General features: G+C 73.4%; 17 protein-coding genes. 7 read left to right on the forward strand and 10 right to left on the reverse strand.

Going from position 1 to position 17,316, the window contains the following annotated elements; translation table 11 throughout:
- Positions 1–27 precede the first annotated feature (27 nt).
- A complete protein-coding gene (locus tag WMF43_RS46505) occupies positions 28–900 on the forward strand; it encodes a hypothetical protein (RefSeq protein WP_437675167.1) in 873 nt (290 codons plus the stop codon).
- Positions 897–1,205, forward strand: a complete 309-nt coding sequence (locus WMF43_RS46510) for a hypothetical protein (RefSeq protein ID WP_437675169.1) — start codon at positions 897–899, stop codon at positions 1,203–1,205. The genes WMF43_RS46505 and WMF43_RS46510 overlap by 4 nt, the downstream gene beginning before the upstream one ends.
- A 100-nt stretch (positions 1,206–1,305) precedes the next feature.
- On the opposite strand, the gene WMF43_RS46515 is transcribed toward WMF43_RS46510, so the two are convergent.
- From WMF43_RS46515 to WMF43_RS46530, 4 genes are all read right to left on the reverse strand, one after another.
- Positions 1,306–2,106, reverse strand: a complete 801-nt coding sequence (locus tag WMF43_RS46515) for an MlaE family ABC transporter permease (RefSeq protein ID WP_437675171.1) — start codon at positions 2,104–2,106, stop codon at positions 1,306–1,308.
- An 87-nt stretch (positions 2,107–2,193) separates the two neighbouring features.
- On the reverse strand, positions 2,194–2,754 hold the full coding sequence (gene tsaE / locus WMF43_RS46520) for a tRNA (adenosine(37)-N6)-threonylcarbamoyltransferase complex ATPase subunit type 1 TsaE (protein WP_437675173.1): 561 nt from the start codon (positions 2,752–2,754) through the stop codon (positions 2,194–2,196).
- 3 nt (positions 2,755–2,757) lie between these two features.
- Positions 2,758–3,912 carry a hypothetical protein gene (locus WMF43_RS46525; protein ID WP_437675175.1) on the reverse strand — a complete coding sequence of 385 codons (1,155 nt, stop codon included), beginning with the start codon at positions 3,910–3,912 and terminating at the stop codon, positions 2,758–2,760.
- Positions 3,913–4,136: 224 nt separating this feature from the next.
- Entirely contained in the window at positions 4,137–6,251 is a 2,115-nt protein-coding gene (locus tag WMF43_RS46530) for a tetratricopeptide repeat protein (RefSeq protein WP_437675176.1), read from the reverse strand.
- Positions 6,252–6,310: 59 nt separating this feature from the next.
- Here WMF43_RS46530 and WMF43_RS46535 point away from each other — a divergent pair, with 59 nt between their 5' ends.
- The 5 genes from WMF43_RS46535 to WMF43_RS46555 all read left to right on the forward strand — a co-directional run bounded on the left by WMF43_RS46535 (position 6,311) and on the right by WMF43_RS46555 (position 10,700).
- Positions 6,311–7,117, forward strand: a complete 807-nt coding sequence (locus WMF43_RS46535) for a succinate dehydrogenase (RefSeq protein WP_437675178.1) — start codon at positions 6,311–6,313, stop codon at positions 7,115–7,117.
- A gap of 60 nt (positions 7,118–7,177) precedes the next feature.
- Positions 7,178–9,193 (forward strand): succinate dehydrogenase flavoprotein subunit, encoded by a 2,016-nt coding sequence (sdhA, locus tag WMF43_RS46540; RefSeq protein WP_437675180.1) that lies wholly within the window; start codon positions 7,178–7,180, stop codon positions 9,191–9,193.
- A 1-nt stretch (position 9,194) separates the two neighbouring features.
- The gene (sdhB, locus tag WMF43_RS46545) at positions 9,195–10,022 is read left to right on the forward strand and encodes a succinate dehydrogenase iron-sulfur subunit (RefSeq protein ID WP_437675181.1); all 828 of its coding nucleotides are present in this window, start codon (positions 9,195–9,197) and stop codon (positions 10,020–10,022) included.
- A gap of 95 nt (positions 10,023–10,117) precedes the next feature.
- The gene (locus WMF43_RS46550; protein WP_437675183.1) at positions 10,118–10,402 is read left to right on the forward strand and encodes a hypothetical protein; all 285 of its coding nucleotides are present in this window, start codon (positions 10,118–10,120) and stop codon (positions 10,400–10,402) included.
- Entirely contained in the window at positions 10,368–10,700 is a 333-nt protein-coding gene (locus WMF43_RS46555) for a hypothetical protein (RefSeq protein WP_437675185.1), read from the forward strand. The genes WMF43_RS46550 and WMF43_RS46555 overlap by 35 nt, the downstream gene beginning before the upstream one ends.
- Positions 10,701–10,999: 299 nt before the next feature.
- On the opposite strand, the gene WMF43_RS46560 is transcribed toward WMF43_RS46555, so the two are convergent.
- From WMF43_RS46560 to WMF43_RS46585, 6 genes are all read right to left on the reverse strand, one after another.
- Positions 11,000–11,563: a hypothetical protein gene (locus WMF43_RS46560; protein WP_437675187.1), complete on the reverse strand. Its 564-nt coding sequence runs from the start codon at positions 11,561–11,563 to the stop codon at positions 11,000–11,002.
- A 58-nt stretch (positions 11,564–11,621) separates the two neighbouring features.
- On the reverse strand, positions 11,622–12,506 hold the full coding sequence (locus WMF43_RS46565) for a branched-chain amino acid ABC transporter permease (protein ID WP_437675189.1): 885 nt from the start codon (positions 12,504–12,506) through the stop codon (positions 11,622–11,624).
- Between the two features lie 52 nt (positions 12,507–12,558).
- Positions 12,559–13,758: an ABC transporter substrate-binding protein gene (locus tag WMF43_RS46570; protein ID WP_437675191.1), complete on the reverse strand. Its 1,200-nt coding sequence runs from the start codon at positions 13,756–13,758 to the stop codon at positions 12,559–12,561.
- A 309-nt stretch (positions 13,759–14,067) separates the two neighbouring features.
- On the reverse strand, positions 14,068–14,814 hold the full coding sequence (locus WMF43_RS46575) for a TlyA family RNA methyltransferase (RefSeq protein ID WP_437675193.1): 747 nt from the start codon (positions 14,812–14,814) through the stop codon (positions 14,068–14,070).
- The gene (locus WMF43_RS46580; protein ID WP_437675195.1) at positions 14,811–15,872 is read right to left on the reverse strand and encodes an ABC transporter substrate-binding protein; all 1,062 of its coding nucleotides are present in this window, start codon (positions 15,870–15,872) and stop codon (positions 14,811–14,813) included. The genes WMF43_RS46575 and WMF43_RS46580 overlap by 4 nt, the downstream gene beginning before the upstream one ends.
- Positions 15,865–17,013 carry a trypsin-like serine peptidase gene (locus tag WMF43_RS46585; RefSeq protein ID WP_437675197.1) on the reverse strand — a complete coding sequence of 383 codons (1,149 nt, stop codon included), beginning with the start codon at positions 17,011–17,013 and terminating at the stop codon, positions 15,865–15,867. Before WMF43_RS46585 ends, WMF43_RS46580 begins: the two co-directional genes overlap by 8 nt.
- Positions 17,014–17,316: the final 303 nt, after the last annotated feature.

Consider the following 17,316-nt stretch of genomic DNA (forward strand, 5'->3'; position numbering starts at 1 on the left):
CGCTGGGTGCTCTCGATGCGTCGGTACATGAATCAAGCGTGCACTGAGCGGGGACCGAGGTTCCACGCGTGGTGTGACGAGGTGGACCGGTTCGACGCCTTCGCGGCGGCCCTGTCCGCGCTCGCCTACCCGGGGGGGCTCTGCGACGTCAGCCTGTCGACGAGCGGAACGTCCGAGGAGATGTGGCGCCCCGAGATCCCCGTCGACGAGGTCATCGCGGTGACACGTCCCGCCTTCAAGGCGGCCTCGCAGGTACGTGTGAGTCTCGGCTCGCCGTGGCGGTGGCTGGGCCGGCATGGGCTGAGCCTGGAGTGCTACGGTGAAGACTACGATCGCCGGTGGCCCAGCGGCCCCCTGGGCGTGGGTGTGGACGAATGGAAGGGGCTCTACCCTTACTGCCTCGAGATGGCCATCGGCAGCGGAGTGCGCTCCGTGGAGGCCGAGGCGGCGATGATCTCGATGCACATGGAGCAGGACGTGGAGGGCATCCTGCTCGGCCTCTGCGCGCCGGACGCGCATGCCCGCGTGACGACGGGCGCGTGCGCGGCCGTCTTGCGCTGGCCCGCGCCGGTGGAGGCGTGCGCGACCTACCACGCCGACGCCGCGACGGTCGCGCGTGACCTCGCCCTATCGTGGGTGCACCTCCACGACGGCGACGTCGTGGGGCGCGCCGCGCGCCTGCCGCTCTCCGCGCTCGCGGCGCGCATTGAAGCCGCTCCCCGAGGGGCGCGCGTCGGCGTCGCGAGCCACGTCGAGCGCGTCGACGAGCACGAAACGCTGGATCTCCATGCCTCGCGGTCGCGGAGCGAGCGGCCCACGCGCGACGACGCCGTGCGGTGTGTGCCCCGCTCCCGGGCGACGTCGAGATCACGCGCGAGCAGGTCCTCCAAGCGCTCTTGACTCCCCCGGACCTGCTGCTCGAAGCGCTCGAAGCCTCGGCGCTGCCGGACGCCGCATGGCGCGCCGTCGAGCCACGCGCGCGCGAGCTCATCCACGAAGTCATCGACGAGGCCGAGACCCGAGAGGGCGAGCCGTCCTACGAGGTGACCGTCGCCACCGGCAGACACGTGCGGTTCATCGAGCGCCATTCGCCCTACCACGTGCGGCGCCTTCCGAACGGTGGCCTCCTGCTGGCCACCCACCCATTCCGCACCCTGTGGCCGCTGTGGGCGGATGCCCTCTTCTTGCTCGGCATGACGTCGTGAGTGGCCAGCGCGAGGGCGCATCGCGCTGCCGCGTCGCTCTGTGTCCCGCTATCGATGCATCTGTTCGCGCGAGGAGGCCCGTCGGGCGACCCGCCGCGGCTCACATGTCGAGCAGCAGCTGCGTCAGGATGTAGTTCGTGACGAGCACGGTGATGCAGCTCTCGACGACCGCGCGCGTCGTCGCGACGCCGACGCCGCGCGCGCCGCCCGAGGCGAAGAAGCCGTGGCGGCACGAGATCGCCGAGACGATGAAGCCGAACACGCACGCCTTGATGAGGCCCATGGAGATGTCCTTGGGCAAGGCGAAGTCGCGGATGCTCTGGAAGAACGCGCCCTCGTCGCCGCCGAGCCAGAGCACGGCGACGAGGTAGGAGCCGCACATGCCGACGCTCGTGTAGAGGATGCAGAGCAAGGGCAGCATCACGACCGCGGCGAACAGGCGCGGCGAGAGCAGGTACTGCACCGGGCTCACGCCCATCGTCGCGATCGCGTCGATCTGCTCGGTGACGCGCATGTTGCCGAGCTCCGCGGCCATCGCGCTGCCGGCGCGGGCCGTGACCATGATCGAGGAGAAGACCGGGGCGAGCTCGCGGGCGAGCGAGACCGCGACGAGGCCGCCGACCCGGCCCTCGGCGCTGAACGCGCGCAGGGCGTACGAGGTCTGCAGCGTCACGACCATCCCGCTGAAGACGCCGGTGAGGCCGACGATGAACACCGACTGCGCGCCCAGGAAGTCCATCGCGGCGAGGAACTGCGCGGGGCGGAACGGCGGGCGCACCAGCCAGACGAGGGTCTGGGCGGTGAGCGTGACGATGGTGCCGATGTTGTCGAGGAACCCGAGGACGGGCGCCAACGCCTTGTTGAGCAGCTCGCTGCGGCTGGTTTCCGCGCCTCCGTTCACGGTGCCCGCTCTTGTACCACGCCAGGCCGCCGCGCACGGGCCCACGCGCGCAAAGGCCACTCGGGCCGCCCGGGCCGCTCGCCCGCGTCACCGCGCGCCGGCGCGAGCAGAGCCTTTTTCCTGCAGATCAGCCGCCAGCGCCGCGAGCACGGCGCGGCTCCGCGCGCCCGTCGCGCCGAGCACAGCAGCGCGGCCGGGGGCGCCGGGGTCCTCGGGCGCGACGAGGTGGACGAGGAGCGCGTCGCCGCCGAGCGCCTCCACGAACGGCTCGCCCCACTCGACCACGAGGAGCGCCCCCTCGGCGCGGCGCTCGCGGAGCCCGAGCTGCGCGAGCTCCGCGGCGGCCGCGCCGCCCTGCGCGCCCTCCGCGGCGGCCGCGCCCTCCGCGGAGGACGCGCCGCCGAGGCGGTACGCGTCGGCGTGCGCGATGGGGACGCGGCCCGCGTGCTCGTGGACCAGCGTGAAGGTCGGGCTGGTGACCGGGATCTCGGCCGGCACGCCGAGCGCCCGGCAGAGGGCGCGGGCGAAGAACGTCTTGCCGGCGCCGAGGTCGCCCGCGAGGACGAGGAGGTCGCCGCCCTCGAGGCGGCCGGCGAGCGCGCGCGCGAGGCGGATGGTGCTGCGGCGGCTCGGCAGCTCGACGCGCATACGTCAGAACCGGAGCCCCGCGCCGAGCGTCGCGCCGAGCAGGATCAGCGCGCCGTCCGCCGTGGGGATCCACCGGAGGTTGCCGAGCTGCGCCTCGAGCTGCGCCGCGCGGCTCAGCGCGTAGACGACGTCGAGCGAGGCGCCGAGCGCGGGGTGCACCGCGAGGTCGCCGCGGTACGTCGCGCCGCCCGGGCCGACGAGGTCGGCGCCGGCCGCCCGGAAGAACGCGCCGAGCTGGATCGACGGGCCGAGGTGGAGCGGGGAGGCGCGCCACGCGCCGTCGTGCGGCGTGAGGCTGGGCGTGAGCAGGAGGCGCGCGCCGCCCTCGATCCAGCCCGCGGGCGGGCCGACCAGGTTGCCGCCGCCGCCGGCGAACAGCTCGAGGCCGCGATCGCCGACGGCGTAGGCCAGGCGCACGGCGCCGATCATCGAGGCCCCGCTGCCGCTCGCGCCCTCGAGGCGCGCCGCCGCGACCGCGGCGCCGAGCGACGCCGACAGCGCGAGCCGGCGCCCGCCCGAGTACGCGGGCCAGACGCGCTCCGGCCCGAGCGGGTACGCCATCAGCACCCGCTTCGCGGGCGGCGACCGCGGCGGCTCCGGCACCGGGGGCACGACGAGCGGCGTCGCGGCCCCCGGCGCGGCGGGGGGGCGCGGCGCGCCCGTGGCGCCGGAGGGCGCGGGCTGCTCCCAGGGGAGCGCGCCGACGCCGACGCCCTCGGGGCGGAGGAGCACGGCGAGCATCTCCTGCGTCTCGAGCTGCGACGCGCTCCGGTCGACCTCCCGCGCGACGGACTCGATCCGCCCCGTTGAGGCGAGGTACGCGGTGAGCTCGACGCGCGTGGTGGTGACCGCGGGCTCGACCGTGGCGGCGAGGACCCAGTCGGCGCCCGCCTGCGCGCCCACCGCGCGGTACTCGTCGGCGGTGTCGGCGACGCCGTCGGCGACGCCCTTGAGCGCGGCCGCGACCGCGCTGTCCGGCGCCGGGGTGTGGCCGAGCGCGGCGAGCCCGCGCGCGATCTCGGACTGGGCGGCGCTGCGGGCGGCCTCGTCGGTGCCGCCGCGCGCGGGGAGCACCGCCACGCGATCGGCGCGCGCGGTCCGGGCGGTAGCCAGCAGCGCGGCGGCGGCGGCGGCATAGCAGAGGGCTCGGCGGAACATGCCGTGACATCGTACGCGCCCCACGGCGCCGGAGCAGCCCCGGGGCCGCGCGCCGGCGCTGTCGGCGCGCGCCTGAGGACCGCCGGCGCTGTCGGCGCGCGCCTGAGGACCGCCGGCGCGGTCGGCGTGCGCCTGAGGACCGCCGGCGCTGTCGGCGCGCGGCTGACGGCCGCCGGCGCTGTCGGCGTGCGCCTGAGCACCGCCGGCGAGGCGGCGGGCGCCGCTCACCGCTCCTTCCCGATCTCGCGGTGCCCGATCTCCCGCGGGAGCACGCGCCCTCCGCCGAAGCCGGGCGCCGAGGTCGTCCACAGCTCGGCCTTCGCGCCGCCGATCGCGGTCGCCGCCGCGAGGCGCCGCGCCTTCACCTCGGCCGGATCCTCGGTGCCCGTCTTCGGCAGGCTCCGCACGCCGGCCCAGGCGAGCACGCCGGCGTCGTGCCCGAGCGCCGCCCAGTAGCTCGGCGGCGTCGGGTGGCTGGTTAGCCACGCGGCGAGCGCGCCGGCGCCGGCACCGGCGTCCGGCGCGCCCGGCGCGCCCGGCGCGGCTGCGGGTGGCGCCTTCGGGCCGGCCGCGCTCGCTGCCGGCCGCGCGCCGCCCGGCGCTGCCGGCCGCGCGCCGCCCGGCGCTGCGGTGAGCGGGAACAGCCCCGCCGTGGCGACGAGGACCCCTGCGGGCGGCGCGATCGCCGCCTCGAAGCCGAGCGCGAGGGTCACCGAGCGCGGGGCGGCGCGGATCGCCTGCTCCGCGCAGGGCGGGTCGCCGCCCACGATGATCCCGCGGATGCCGAGCGGCCGGAGGGTGCGCGCGTCGAACGGCTCATCGCAGGGGAGCACCAGCGCGATGCCGCCCCCGGTCGGAGGCGCCGCCGGGCCCGGCCGTGCGGCGGCGCCGCTCGCGGGCACAGCGCCGCTCGCGGGCACAGCGCCGCTCGCGGTCGCAGCGCCGCTCGCGGTCGCGGCGCCGCTCGCGGTCGCAGCGCCGCTCGCGGTCGCGGCGCCGCTCGCCCCCGCCGTCGCCGCCGCGGCGCCGGCCGCCTCTTTCCGGGCGCTGCGGTCGCCGCCGACCAGGGCCACCGGCGCCGCGCCCCGCGCCGCGAGCGCGGCCGCGAGGACCTCGACGCCCTTGTCGGGATCCTCGCCCACGACGAACACGAACGCGCCGTCGAGCGCGGCCGGCTCCGGCGGGTGGATGAGCAGCACCGGGATCGCGTGGGTGCGCGCGAACTTCGCCGCCGCGGTCGCCTGCTCCCGGTCGGAGCCGGCGACGAGCACCGCGGCGCCCTCGGCCGTCAGGCTGTTCAGCGCCTCGTCGACGCTCCCCTCGCCGCCGTCGTCGCGGCTCACGAGCCGCGCGTCCGAGCCCGGCCGCAGCAGCCCGAGCCCGTGTGTCACGCCGGCGGCGATCTCGACGCCGCGCCGGCGCGACGCGGGCGTGCGCGTCGAGACCAGGAGGCCCACGGTGGGCGGCTCGACGCGCGCGGTCCCCGCGCCGGCCGCGAGATCGGCGATCGCGTCGCCCCGGTCGCCGAGCAGCTCGCCGGCGCGGTCGATCAGCTCCTGCGCGAGCGCCGGGTCGCGGCGCTCGAGGGAGACGGCCGCGAGCCGCACGGCGACGAGCGAGCGCACGTCGAGCTCCGGCGGGATGTCGTCGCCGCCCGCCTGCTTCGCCCGCAGCGCCCGCAGGAGGTGATCGACCGGGACCTTGTCGAGGAGCGTCCCCACCTGCGCCCGCACGGCGGCGCGCTCGTCGTCGTCCGCCTCGCGCAGCCAGATGCCCATCAGCTCGACCGCCTGTGTCCACGCGCCCGCCTCCATGGCGGCGGCGGTGACCTCCTCGTTGAGGAGCGCGCGCACGTACGGGTCGATCACCTTGCTCACGAGCGGGCGCAGCGCCCCGAAGGCCGGCTTCGGCTTGCCGGCGCGCCGGAGCGCCACGCCGCGGAGCACGCGCGCGAGGTCCCCGGTCGCGCCCAGCCGCCCGCGCGCGGCGATCTGCGACGTCAGCGCCTCGGCGCGGCGGAGGTCGCCCTGCTCCAGGGCGATCCAGGCGAGGTGGGCGTCGGCGACCAGCGCGAGGTCGTCGTCCGGGTAACGCTGCCGGAAGGCGGCGAGCTCCGGCCCGAGCGCGACGCGCTCGGCGCGCGCGCCGTTCGCGAAGCGCGCGAGGATGCGCTGCAGCTCGGCCTGCGCCGCGGGCGACCCGCTGAGGATCGGCGCCGCCCCGTCGGCCTCGCCCTGCGCGCCGCCGCAGCCCGCCCCGGCGAGCGCCGCGCCGGCGAGCGCCGCGCCGAGCGCGACGATGGCAGCGGAAAATCGGCCAAAACTGTTCACTGGGTTCACCTTGACGTCCTTCGGGCCATCCCATACACCCGCGGCGCCCGCCTTCCATCGAGGTCAGCGTGTCCGAGGCAATCCCCGCGAGGTCGCTCTTTCACGAGAGCCGCCGGTCCTTTCTCCTGCGCAAGCTGCATTCTCTCACCGGCGCGCTCCCCGTGGGCGGCTTCCTGCTCTTTCACTTCTGGACGAACGCGAAGGCGCTCCAGGGGCAGGCGCGGTTCGACGACGCGGTCGCGGACATCTCGCACATGCCGTACCTGCCCGCGCTCGAGCTCGGGCTCGTCGTGCTGCCGCTCGCGTTCCATGCCCTCTACGGCGTGAAGCTGGCGTTCGAGGGCAAGCCGAACGTCGGCAGCTACACGTACTCGCGCAACTGGATGTACACGATGCAGCGGGTCACCGGGGTGCTCGCCTTCGCGTTCATCGGGTTCCACCTCTGGCAGTACTGGGCGCAGAAGTGGCTGGGCCGGATGGCGCCCGAGGAGTTCTACCCGCGGCTCTGCGCCGACATGGCGTCGACGGTGGGCGGCGTCCCGGTGATCGCGCTCGTCTACATCTTCGGCATCGCCGCGAGCGTGTTCCACTTCGCGAACGGCCTCTGGGGCTTCTGTTTCTCGTGGGGCATCACCGCGTCGCGCCGCGCGCAGCGGACGGCGGCGGCGGTCTTCGGGGTGGTGGGCCTGCTCGTCTTCGTGCTCGGCGCCAACACGGTGATCTACTTCGCGACCGGCGCGGCGCTGCCCGGGACCGCGAGCGCGGCCGAGCCGGGGGCGCTCACCTGCGCGGACCTCGCGGCGGCCGGCGCCGGGCCCGCCGGGCGCGGGGCGGGCGCGGCGGCCGAGCCGCTCGCGCCGGCGCCGCAGCACTGACCACGGTAACGTCGCGGCCGCGCCCCGGCGGGCAGCGGCGCGGGAGCATCGGAGTCGAACATGGCCGCGAAGAGCACGACGAGGAGCGAGGGGGGGAAGGTTCGGCGGGTGATCGTCGTCGGGGGCGGTCTCGCCGGCCTGATGACGGTCATCAAGCTGTGCGAGGCGAAGGTCCCGGTCGACCTGATCTCCCTCGTGCCGGTGAAGCGCTCGCACTCGGTGTGCGCGCAGGGCGGCATCAACGCCTCGGTGAACACGAAGGGCGAGGGGGACAGCCCGCAGGTGCACCTCGAGGAGACGGCGTACGGCGGCGATTTCCTCGCGAACCAGCCGCCGATCAAGGGGATGGCCGAGGCCGCGCCGGGCATCGTGTACATGCTCGATCGCATGGGCGTGCCGTTCAACCGGACGCCCGAGGGCCTGCTCGACTTCCGCCGCTTCGGCGGCACGTTGTTCCACCGCACGGCCTTCGCCGGCGCGACGACGGGCCAGCAGCTGCTCTACGCGCTGGACGAGCAGGTGCGGCGTTTCGAGCTCGCCGACGTCACCGACGAGCACGGCGTCTCGATCCCGGGCGAGAAGATGGTCCGGAAGCACGAGTTCTGGGACTTCCTCGGGGCGATCCTCGACGACTCGGGCACGTGCGTCGGCTGCGTCGCGCAGGACCTGAAATCGATGCAGATCCGCGCCTTCACGGGCGACGCGGTCGTGCTCGCGACGGGCGGCTGCGGCATCGTCTTCGGCCGCTCCACGCTGAGCGTCATCTGCACGGGGACGGCCGCGTCGGCGGTGTACCAGCAGGGCGCGGTGTACGCGAACGGCGAGTTCATCCAGGTGCACCCGACGGCGATCCCCGGCGCCGACAAGCTGCGGCTCATCTCGGAGAGCGCGCGCGGCGAGGGCGGCCGCGTCTGGGTGCCGAAGGACAAGCGCGACGCCCGCGATCCGAAGGACATCCCCGAGAAGGAGCGCGACTACCTGCTCGAGCGGATGTACCCCGGCTATGGCAACCTCGTCCCGCGGGACATCGCCGCGCGCGCGATCTTCAGGACGTGCTTCCACGAGGGCCGCGGCATCTTCAGCGCGGCGACCGGCAAGAACGAGAACGAGGTCTACCTCGACCTGACGCACAAGGACGAGAAGTTCCTCCGCGCGAAGCTCGCGGGCATCCTGGAGATCTACGAGAAGTTCGCCGGCACGGACCCGTACAAGAACCCGATGAAGGTCTTCCCGGCCGTCCATTACTCGATGGGCGGCCTGTGGGTCGATTACGAGGCGGACGCGCGGGGCTCGCTCAAGGTGGGCTCGCCGCGCAATCATGCGACGAGCGTCCCTGGCCTCTACGCGGTCGGCGAGGTGGACTACCAGTACCACGGGGCGAACCGGCTGGGCGCCAACTCGCTGCTCTCGTGCATCTACGGCGGGATGGTCTGCGGCCCGGCGGTGGCGAGTTATCAGAAGAGCATGCGGCGGAGCGCGCTCGATCTGCCGCGCTCGATCTTCGAGAAGGCCGAGAAGCGCGCCGAGGCCGACTACCAGCGCATCCTCACGCAGAACCAGGACGCGAAGCAGCCTGAGAACGCGTACCGGCTGCACCAGGAGCTCGGCGAGATGATGCTGCGCGACTGCACGATCGAGCGCGACAACGGCGTGCTCGACAAGGTGCTGGAGAAGCTCGGCGAGCTGGAGGAGCGGGCGGGTCGGATCCGCTGTACGGACACGGCGCCGCGGGTGAACCAGGGGGCGCAGTTCGTGCGGCATTTCGAGAACATGCTGGTGCTGGCGCGGGTCATCGCGGAGGGGGCGCGGCGCCGCGACGAGTCGCGCGGCGCGCATTACAAGCCCGAGTTCCCGGCGCGGAGCGACGCCGAGTGGCTGCGCACGACGCTGGCGCGGCACGAGGAGAAGGGCGCGGTGAAGTTCGTCCGCGAGTTCGACTACGCCTGCGCCGGCCAGACGGTCCACGTGACCGACGCGGTGGAGACGTCGCTCGTGACGCCGCGGGAGCGCAAGTACGAGCAGGCGGGCGCGGCGAGCGCACAGGCGACGGGCAAGCTGTCGCAGAAGAGCGTGTAGCATGGCGAAGGCGAGCGGAGACAAGGCGAACGGGGCGGCGGCGGCGGCGCCGTCGCAGGCGAGGGGCGAGGGCCGGCTGGTGCACCTGCGCGTGCGGCGCCAGGACACGGCGGATCGCCTGGAGACGCGGCGCTGGGAGGAGTTCAAAGTCCCTTACCTCCCGCAGATGAACGTCATCAGCGCTCTCCAGCAGATCCAGCGTGATCCTCGGACGGTGGATGGCAAGGAGGTCCCTCCCGTCGTCTGGGAGGCGGTCTGTCTGGAGGAGGTGTGCGGCTCGTGCACGATGGTGATCAACGGCCGTGTCCGGCAGGCCTGCTCGGCGCTCATCGATCAGATCGCGCCGAAGGGCGAGGTGATCACGCTCGAGCCCATGTCCAAGTTCCCGCTCGTGCGCGACCTCCTGGTCGACCGCAGCCGGATGTTCGAGGACATGAAGCGCGTGCGCGCGTGGATTGACATCGACGGCACGCACGAGCTCGGCCCTGGCCCGCGCGAGTCCCCGGAGCGCCAGGAGGAGCGATACCCTCTCTCGCGCTGCATGACGTGCGGCTGCTGTGTCGAGGCGTGTCCTCAGTACAACGCGGGAACGAAGTTCGTCGGCGCCTTCGCGATCAACCTCGTGCGCCTCTACAACCTGCACCCGTCCGGCGCGATGCACGCGAACGAGCGCCTGGAGTCCGTGATGGGCGAGGGCGGCATCACCGACTGCGGCAAGTCCCAGAACTGCGTCGAGGTCTGCCCGAAGGACATCCCCCTGGTCGACTCCCTCGCCACCGTGGCCCGCGACACGACGAAGCGAATGCTCTTCGGCTGGCTGCTGAAGTAGCCAGCGCGCCCATCGGACCGGCCGGCATGCCCAGGCGCCCGGGACGGTCTCCGGTGGCGCACGTACGGTCCCAGCGGCGGCGAGGAGGCCGCAGCGTGGCGTTCCGTTATAATGAGCGCCGGATGGATCCCGCGCACATCCGAGCTTTCGCCGAACGGAGTCGAGCCGAGGTGGAGCAACGTAAGCTCGACCACTGGAGCCGCACGTACCGCGAACAGGGCTTCCAGGCGACTCTCCAGGCTGGCCATGCACTGTACGAGCACGCCCGACGTGTACGTCCGGATTTCCCGACGGAACGGGAACGTGCCGAGGATCTGATGCATCACGTCGAGCTGAAGCGTCTTCTTGAACGAGCTGCCGGTGCGTTCGCCGTTCGTTGAGCTCCTCGGGGCGCTCGCTGACGTTTTCGCTCAGCTTGGCGCCGGGTGGTACCTCTTCGGGGCGCAAGCGGCCCTGCTCCACGGAGCGGCGCGGCTCACGGCCGACGTCGATGTCACCGTGGATCTCCAGGACAAGGATCCTGAGGTGCTGGCCAAGGTGCTCACGGAGGCTGGTTTCCAGATGCGCGTCGAGGACATCGCGTTCACGCACGCCCGAAGAAGAGGCGGCGCGCAAGGCGACGCTGAGCGCAGTGGGCGTCGTTGCGCCGCCCTACGAAGCCAGCAAGGCACACGCTAAAAATAGGCGTGAGCGCCGGCGGGGGGATGTGCGCGGCAGGGCGCGGGTGGGCGCGATCCAGCACCGACCGAGGTGCCATAAGGCCTCCCACGGCGCGGCGCCCCAGGCGCGCCTTGTGTGGCGCGCACCATAACGTCCCAGTCCTCAAGGCCCGAAGGGAGACATGCCGGGCGGTGTCTCCATGCGCAAGCTCCCACGCCCCCGCCTCGGCGGATGGCGAGCGCCCACCCGCGCCCTGCCGCGCACATCCCCCCGCCGGCGCGGGCCCACCCGGTCGGCGCCCCCAGCGCCCCCAGCCCTTACGGCGAGAACACCCCTCCCATCCCGAACCCGTCCCCCAGCCCGATCCTGGTCGGCTCCCTCGTGTTCTGCCGCTCCAGCTTCCGGATCCGCATCCCGAGCACGTGCGTGACGAGCGTGCACGCCTGGTGCGCCCGCGGCGTCACGTCGCACCCCAGCCACACGCCGAACGGGATCCGCTCGCCGTCGTCCTCGTACCGCACCACCGCCCCCGACCTCGCGACCGTGATCCAGGCGTTCTTCTCCCCCGGCAGCGACGCGTGCAGCACCCCCATCTGCCCCAGCGACGCCTCGTTCGGCCCGGTGACCCGCCCGTCCCCCTCGAGCAGCGCCACCGGCTCGGCCGACAGATCGAAGACCCGCCCCCCGCGGTCCAGATTGAGCTCGTGCTCGCCGTTCACGAGGATCTTCCCCTCCGGCAGGATGTCGATCGCGAGATCGCCGTAGACCCAGCGGGCGCGGGGGATGTCGAGCAACGCGCCGCCGCGAGCCCAGTTGGCGGGCGGCGTCGCGGCGCACGCCGCCAGCAGCGAGATCGGCAGGACGAGACCGAGGCGTCGCATGCGCCGAGCATACCGCACGGGGGCGCGGCGTGTCGGCCCGCCCCCCCGCGCGGCGGCGCTACACCTTCTCGACGCCCGCCCGACCGAGCAGGCCCGTCGGCTTCACGAGGAGCACCCCGATCAGCACCGTGAACACGAGGACGTCCTGCAGCCCGGAGTAGGGCGTCAGCTTCGTCATCTCGCCGATGATCCCGATCAACATCCCGCCGAGCATCGCGCCCGTGATGTTGCCGATGCCGCCGATGACCGCCGCCACGAAGGCGCGCGTGCCGATCACCACCCCCATCGTCGGGTACACCTGCGACTGCGAGAGGCAGTAGAGCACCGCGCCCACGGCCGCGAGCATCGAGCCCGTGAGGAACGTGAGCGAGATGATCCGCGACGTCCGGATGCCCATCAGCCGGGCGGCCTCGACGTTCATGCTGAGCGCGCGCATCGCCTTGCCCGTCCAGGTGCGCTGCACGAGCAGCTCCAGGGCGATCATCACGAGGATCGAGGTGACGAAGATCACCTTGCGCGCGTGCTCGATCGGCAGGAGCTGCGGGTAACCGCGGTAGCGGGCCGTGAAGAGCAGCTGCGCCAGGTTCTGGAGGAGCACGCTCATCCCGAGCGCCGTGACCAGCGGCGTGATCCGCGTGTTCGCGAGGCCCCGGCCCCGGGCGCGCAGCGGCGCGTAGGCCACCCGCTCGACCGCCACCCCGAGCGCGCCCGTGAGGGCCATCGCGCAGAGCGTGCCCGCGACGCCGGCGAGCAGCGGCGCGCTGTCCGCGCCGAAGGCCGTGATCGCGAAGAGCCCGGCGAAGGCGCCCATCATGAAGACCTCGCTATGAGCGAAGTTGATCAGCTTGAGGATGCCGTAAACCATCGTGTAGCCGAGGGCGACGAGGGCGATCATCGACCCCTGGGCGAGCCCCGTGATGAGGGCATTCACGATCTTTTCCATGGAGACCCCTTCACCGCGCGCGGGGTGGAGATCGGGCGCGCGGGCACGGCTGCTACTGCTTCGCGGTCTTGTCGTTGACCGTCGCGTAGTAGGTAAACTTCTTGTCCTTGATCTGGACAATCACGACCGGCTTGTCGGCGTTGCGGTTCGCGTCGATGGTGATGACCCCCGTCGCCCCCTGGAACCCCTTGGTGTCCTGGATGGCCTGCCGGATGTCGTCCGGGGTCATCGCCTTGGCGCGGCCCATCGCGTCGGCGAGCAGCCCGGCCGCGTCGTAGCCCTGGGCGGCCATGCTCGACGGCGTGCGCTTGTACCGCTCCTCGTACTTCTTCACGAACGCCTGCGAGTTGGGCCAGGGGACGTCCGGCGCGTAGTGGTTCGTGAAGTACGCGCCGTCCAGCTCCTCGGCCGCGTCGCGCAGGAGCTCTTCCGCGTCCCACCCGTCGCTGCCGACGAACAGGGTCCCCGGCACGCCTGCGGCCTTGGCCTGCCGCGCGATCGGGGCCATCGCGGTGTAATAGATCGGCGCGTAGATCATCTCGGGGTTCGCCGATTTGAGCTCGTTGATGTACGTCGTGAAGTTCGTCTCGCTCTTGAGGAAGCTCTTCTCCATGACGACCTCCGCGCCTAGGCGCTTCGCCTCGGCGCGGAACTCGTTGGCGAGGCCCGACGAGTAGAGGTCGTCGGAGGCGAAGAGGAGCCCCACCTTCTTCTTGCCGAGCGTGCTCACGATGAACTGCGCGCCCATCTGGCCCTGCACGTCGTCCGTGAAGCAGGCGCGGAACACGAAGGGGCCGACCTTCGTCACGTCCGGGTTCGTGGACGCCGGCGAGATCATCGGCACCTTCTTCTTGTTGGCGACGATGCCGCCGGCGCGCGACCGGGACGAGGCGACCTCGCCGAGCAGGGCGAGCACCTGGTCGCGGTCGATCAGCTGGAGGACCTTGTTGGTCGCCTCCTCGGGCTTCGACTTGTTGTCCTCGTAGAGGATCTTGATCGGCTTGCCCTTGACCCCGCCCGCCTTGTTGATCTCGTCGATGGCGAGATCGATACCCTCCTTCGAGTCGACGCCGAACGCCGTCTCCTCGCCCGAGAGGCTGAAGTAGGCGCCGACCTTCCACTCGGGGTCGTCCTTGGCCTGCTTCGCCGGGTCGCCGCCCGAGCCCTCGCTCTTCTTGCCGCACCCGAGCGCCATCGCGCTCAGCGCGAGCGCCCCGGCGATCATCCTCACCAAACCCCGTCGTCCGAGCATGTTGTCATCCTCCGTGTCGCCGGGCCGCCTCGCGTGCGGGTCGCCCGCCGGTGGCCATGGCCGCCCACACAGCGGCCATGGAGCGCGTGTACTCGTCGCGTCTACCATTGTCCACGCGGCACGTCAGCTATGTCGGGCCGCGGCGCGCTCGGCGTCGGACATCTTAAGTGTTCGATTCTCCACGGATTCCTGCGGTCTCGCGCGCCGTAGTGCGCGCGCGGCGCGCGGCGCGGTCAGCCGGCGTGCGGCGCGGCGCGCGGCGCGCGGCGCGGTCAGCCGGCGCGGCGTGCGGCGCGGCGCGCGGCGCGGTCAGCCGGCGCGCCGCGCATGGACGAAGTGCTCGACGTTCCCCTTCGGCCCGCGCACCGCGCTGTCGACCTCGCCGACCACCGAGAAGCCCGCGGCCTCGATGGCCTGGCGCGCCTCGGCGATCGCCGCGAGGCGGGTCGCCTCGTCGCGGATGACGCCGCGCCCGCGGGCGGCGGCCTCGCGGCCCGCCTCGAACTGCGGCTTGATCAGCGCGACCAGGTCGCCCGAGGGGCCGAGCAGGCGGGCGATCGCCTCGATGAGCCGGGCGATGCTGATGAAGGACGCGTCGACGACCACGAGATCGATGGGGCTGTCGAAGTCCTCGCGCCGGAGCTCGCGCGCGTTGACCCGATCGCGCACCTCGACGCGCGGATCGGCGCGGAGCTTGGTGGCGAGCTGGCCGTAGCCGACGTCGACCGCGAAGACCCGCGCCGCGCCGCGCTGGAGCAGGCAGTCGGTGAAGCCGCCGGTCGAGGCGCCCACGTCGACGCAGGTCTTCCCGGCGACGTCGAGGCCGTGCGCGGCGAAGGCCGCGAGCGCGTGCTCGAGCTTGTCGCCGCCCCGCGACACGAACCGGGGCCCCGAGGCGACGTGCACCTCGGCGTCCTCCGGGAGCAACGTGCCGGGCTTGTCGATGCGGCGGGGCCCCGAGGTGACCTTGCCGGCCATGATCAGCGCCTGCGCCTCGGTCCGCGACCCGGCGAGCTTCCTGGCGACGAGCAACGCGTCGGCGCGGACGCGGGTCACGGCGCCCTCGAGGTGGAAGAAGGGGAAGGGGGCACGAGGCCCGCGCCCTGGGGGAGAGGCTCGGGGCGGGGCTCGCCGCCGGGCCCCTCGGCCGCGTCCGAGAGCGCAAGGGCGTCGCCGTGGAGCGCCCGGGCCACGGCGACGAGCCCTTCGCCGATGCGCGGCCCCGGGCGCAGCACGACGTCGGTGCGGAGCGGGCGCAGGCGACCCTCCTGCACGGCGCGCAGGGATCTCCAGCCGGGCGCCTCCCGGAGCGCCGCGAGCCGGGAGGCCCCCTGCGCCGCCCCCTCCGCGGCCGTGCCGTCGAGCAGCACGTCGGGGTCCAGGGCGAGCAGGTGCTCGACGCTGATCGACGGGTAGGCCCCGCCGCGGGCGATCGCGTTCTCGCCGCCCGCGAGCCGGAGCAGCTCGTCGGCGAAGCTGCCGGGGCCGGCCACGAAGATCGGCGCGGTGTCGAACAGCAGGGCGACGCGGACGCGCGGCTTGCCCTGCACGGCCCGCTCGACCGCGCGGCGCCGCGCGCGGATGCGGGCGATCGCCTGCTCGGCGCCGGGCGCCGCGCCGAGCCGCCGCCCGAGCTCCGCGAGCATCTCCTCGATCTGCGCGAGCGACTCGGTCTCCGGGAAGAAGGTCTCGATGCCGTGCGCGCGCAGCGTCTCCTCGAGCGCCGGACCGGCGGGGCCGCGGGCGCCGGTCACGAGGGTCGGGGAGAGCGCGACGATCGCCTCGACGCTCGGATCGGCGTAGCCGCCGACGCTGGGCAGGCGGAGCACCTCGGGCGGGTGGTCGCAGTGGCGGGAGCGGCCGACGAGCGCCGCGGCGGCCCCGACGGCGCAGACCGCCTCCGTGGTGCTCGGCGACAGCGAGACGACGCGCGCCCCGCCGGCGGCCGCCGGGGCCCGGCGCCCGCACGCCGAGAGCGCGAGCGCCGCGAGCGCCGCGAGCGCGCCCCGCCGCCCGAGCGCGTGGCCCGGCGCGCTCCCCGCGCCCGGGGGCGCGCCCGGCCGCGGGGGCGCGGGAGCGCGCGGCGCATCGGCGGCGCGCGGCGCTTCAGCCAAGCCGGCCGCGGCTGCGGCGACGCCGCCGCAGGCTCGAGAGGACGCCCAGGCTCGCCGCGCCGACCAGCCAGGGCACTGGCTTCGTCGGATCCGGGCTCGCCTGCATGCTGCACGATCCGCTCCCCCCCACGTCGTCCTCGTCATCACCCGCGCCGTCCTTCGTCTCGTCGCCCCCGCCGTCGTCGTCGGGGGGCGGCCCGGGGATCTGCGCGCAGAAGCCGAGCGCCGCGTCGCAGGTATACCCCGAAGGGCACGTCGCGATCTCGGTGCAAGGACGGGTGCAGTAGCCGTTGAGGCAGGCGTTCGTCGCGCAGTCCCCCGGCGCCTCGCACGCCGCGCCGACGTCGGCCGAGTAGACGGGGTTGGTCGGGTAGCCGGTCGCCCAGCGGGGCGGCTCGTAGCCGCCGAGCTCGGCGGCGCGCACGGTCGTCTCCTTGATCCAGTCGGCCCAGCCGTAGACGTACCCATAAATGGGATACTCGCAGCCCACGGCGCCGCGCGAGGTCACGCCGATCACGCGGTTCATCAGGTCGAGGCTGGGCCCGCCCGAGTCGCCCTCGCAGATGCCGGTGTCGCCCACCCACTCCGTCCTCTTCACCATGGACGCCGGGCAGCTGTCGGCCACGCAATCGATGACCAGGTCGTCGCGGCGCCGCCGCAGGCCCGCGCCGGTGCTGCTGTCGTTCGTCGCCCCGAAGCCGACCGCGTAGTACTCCTCACCTTCCTTGAGGGGCTCGTCGACGCGCGGCACGAGCGGCACGGCGTCGCTCTCCGGGATGAGCTCGTCGAGGATCAGGATCGCCTGGTCGTTGCCGCAGAAGCTGTCGGCGTCGGGCCCGGGGAGCAACACGAGCTCGCTGCCGGGGTAAAAATGCGAGAAGGTGCCGATCTCGGCGTCGGTCGTGACGAGGATCCGCCGCGCCAGGTGCGTGGCCGTGAACTTCGTCGACCGGCAGGTGATCTGACCGTCGAGCTCATTCGCCATGTCCGAGACGCAGTGCCGCGCGGTCAGCACCACGTTCGGCGCGATCAGGCTGCCGGTGCAGATGGCGCCGATTTCGTCGTTGTAGATGCCCACGACGGCCCTGTCGCCGTCGTCCTTGTAACCGCCTCGGATGGCGTCGCGCGTCGACCCGGTCACGTCGGGAGGCTCATCGAAGGCCGAGCTGCACGCGGTGGCAGCGAATCCCAGGACAAGAATCGAAGCGACCCCGGGCGAGCGAAACGACATCGAGAGCCTCCAAGTACTGCAATGTAGGTGCGCGCCTTTGAGGCACAGCAGCCGGCGGAACAGTCTAGAGGCGAATGTGCGGCGATGCACGCGCGCCGCGCGCGATCGACGACTCGGCTCGTTGCATGCAACACATCAGGCGGCAGCTCGCGAGCTCTTGCAGGCTCTCTGGTAATCGCAGTCACGCCGCTCCGCCATGGCGGCGCCAGGGGA

The organism is Sorangium sp. So ce131, assembly GCF_051519095.1.
Lineage (GTDB): Bacteria > Myxococcota_A > Polyangia > Polyangiales > Polyangiaceae > Sorangium.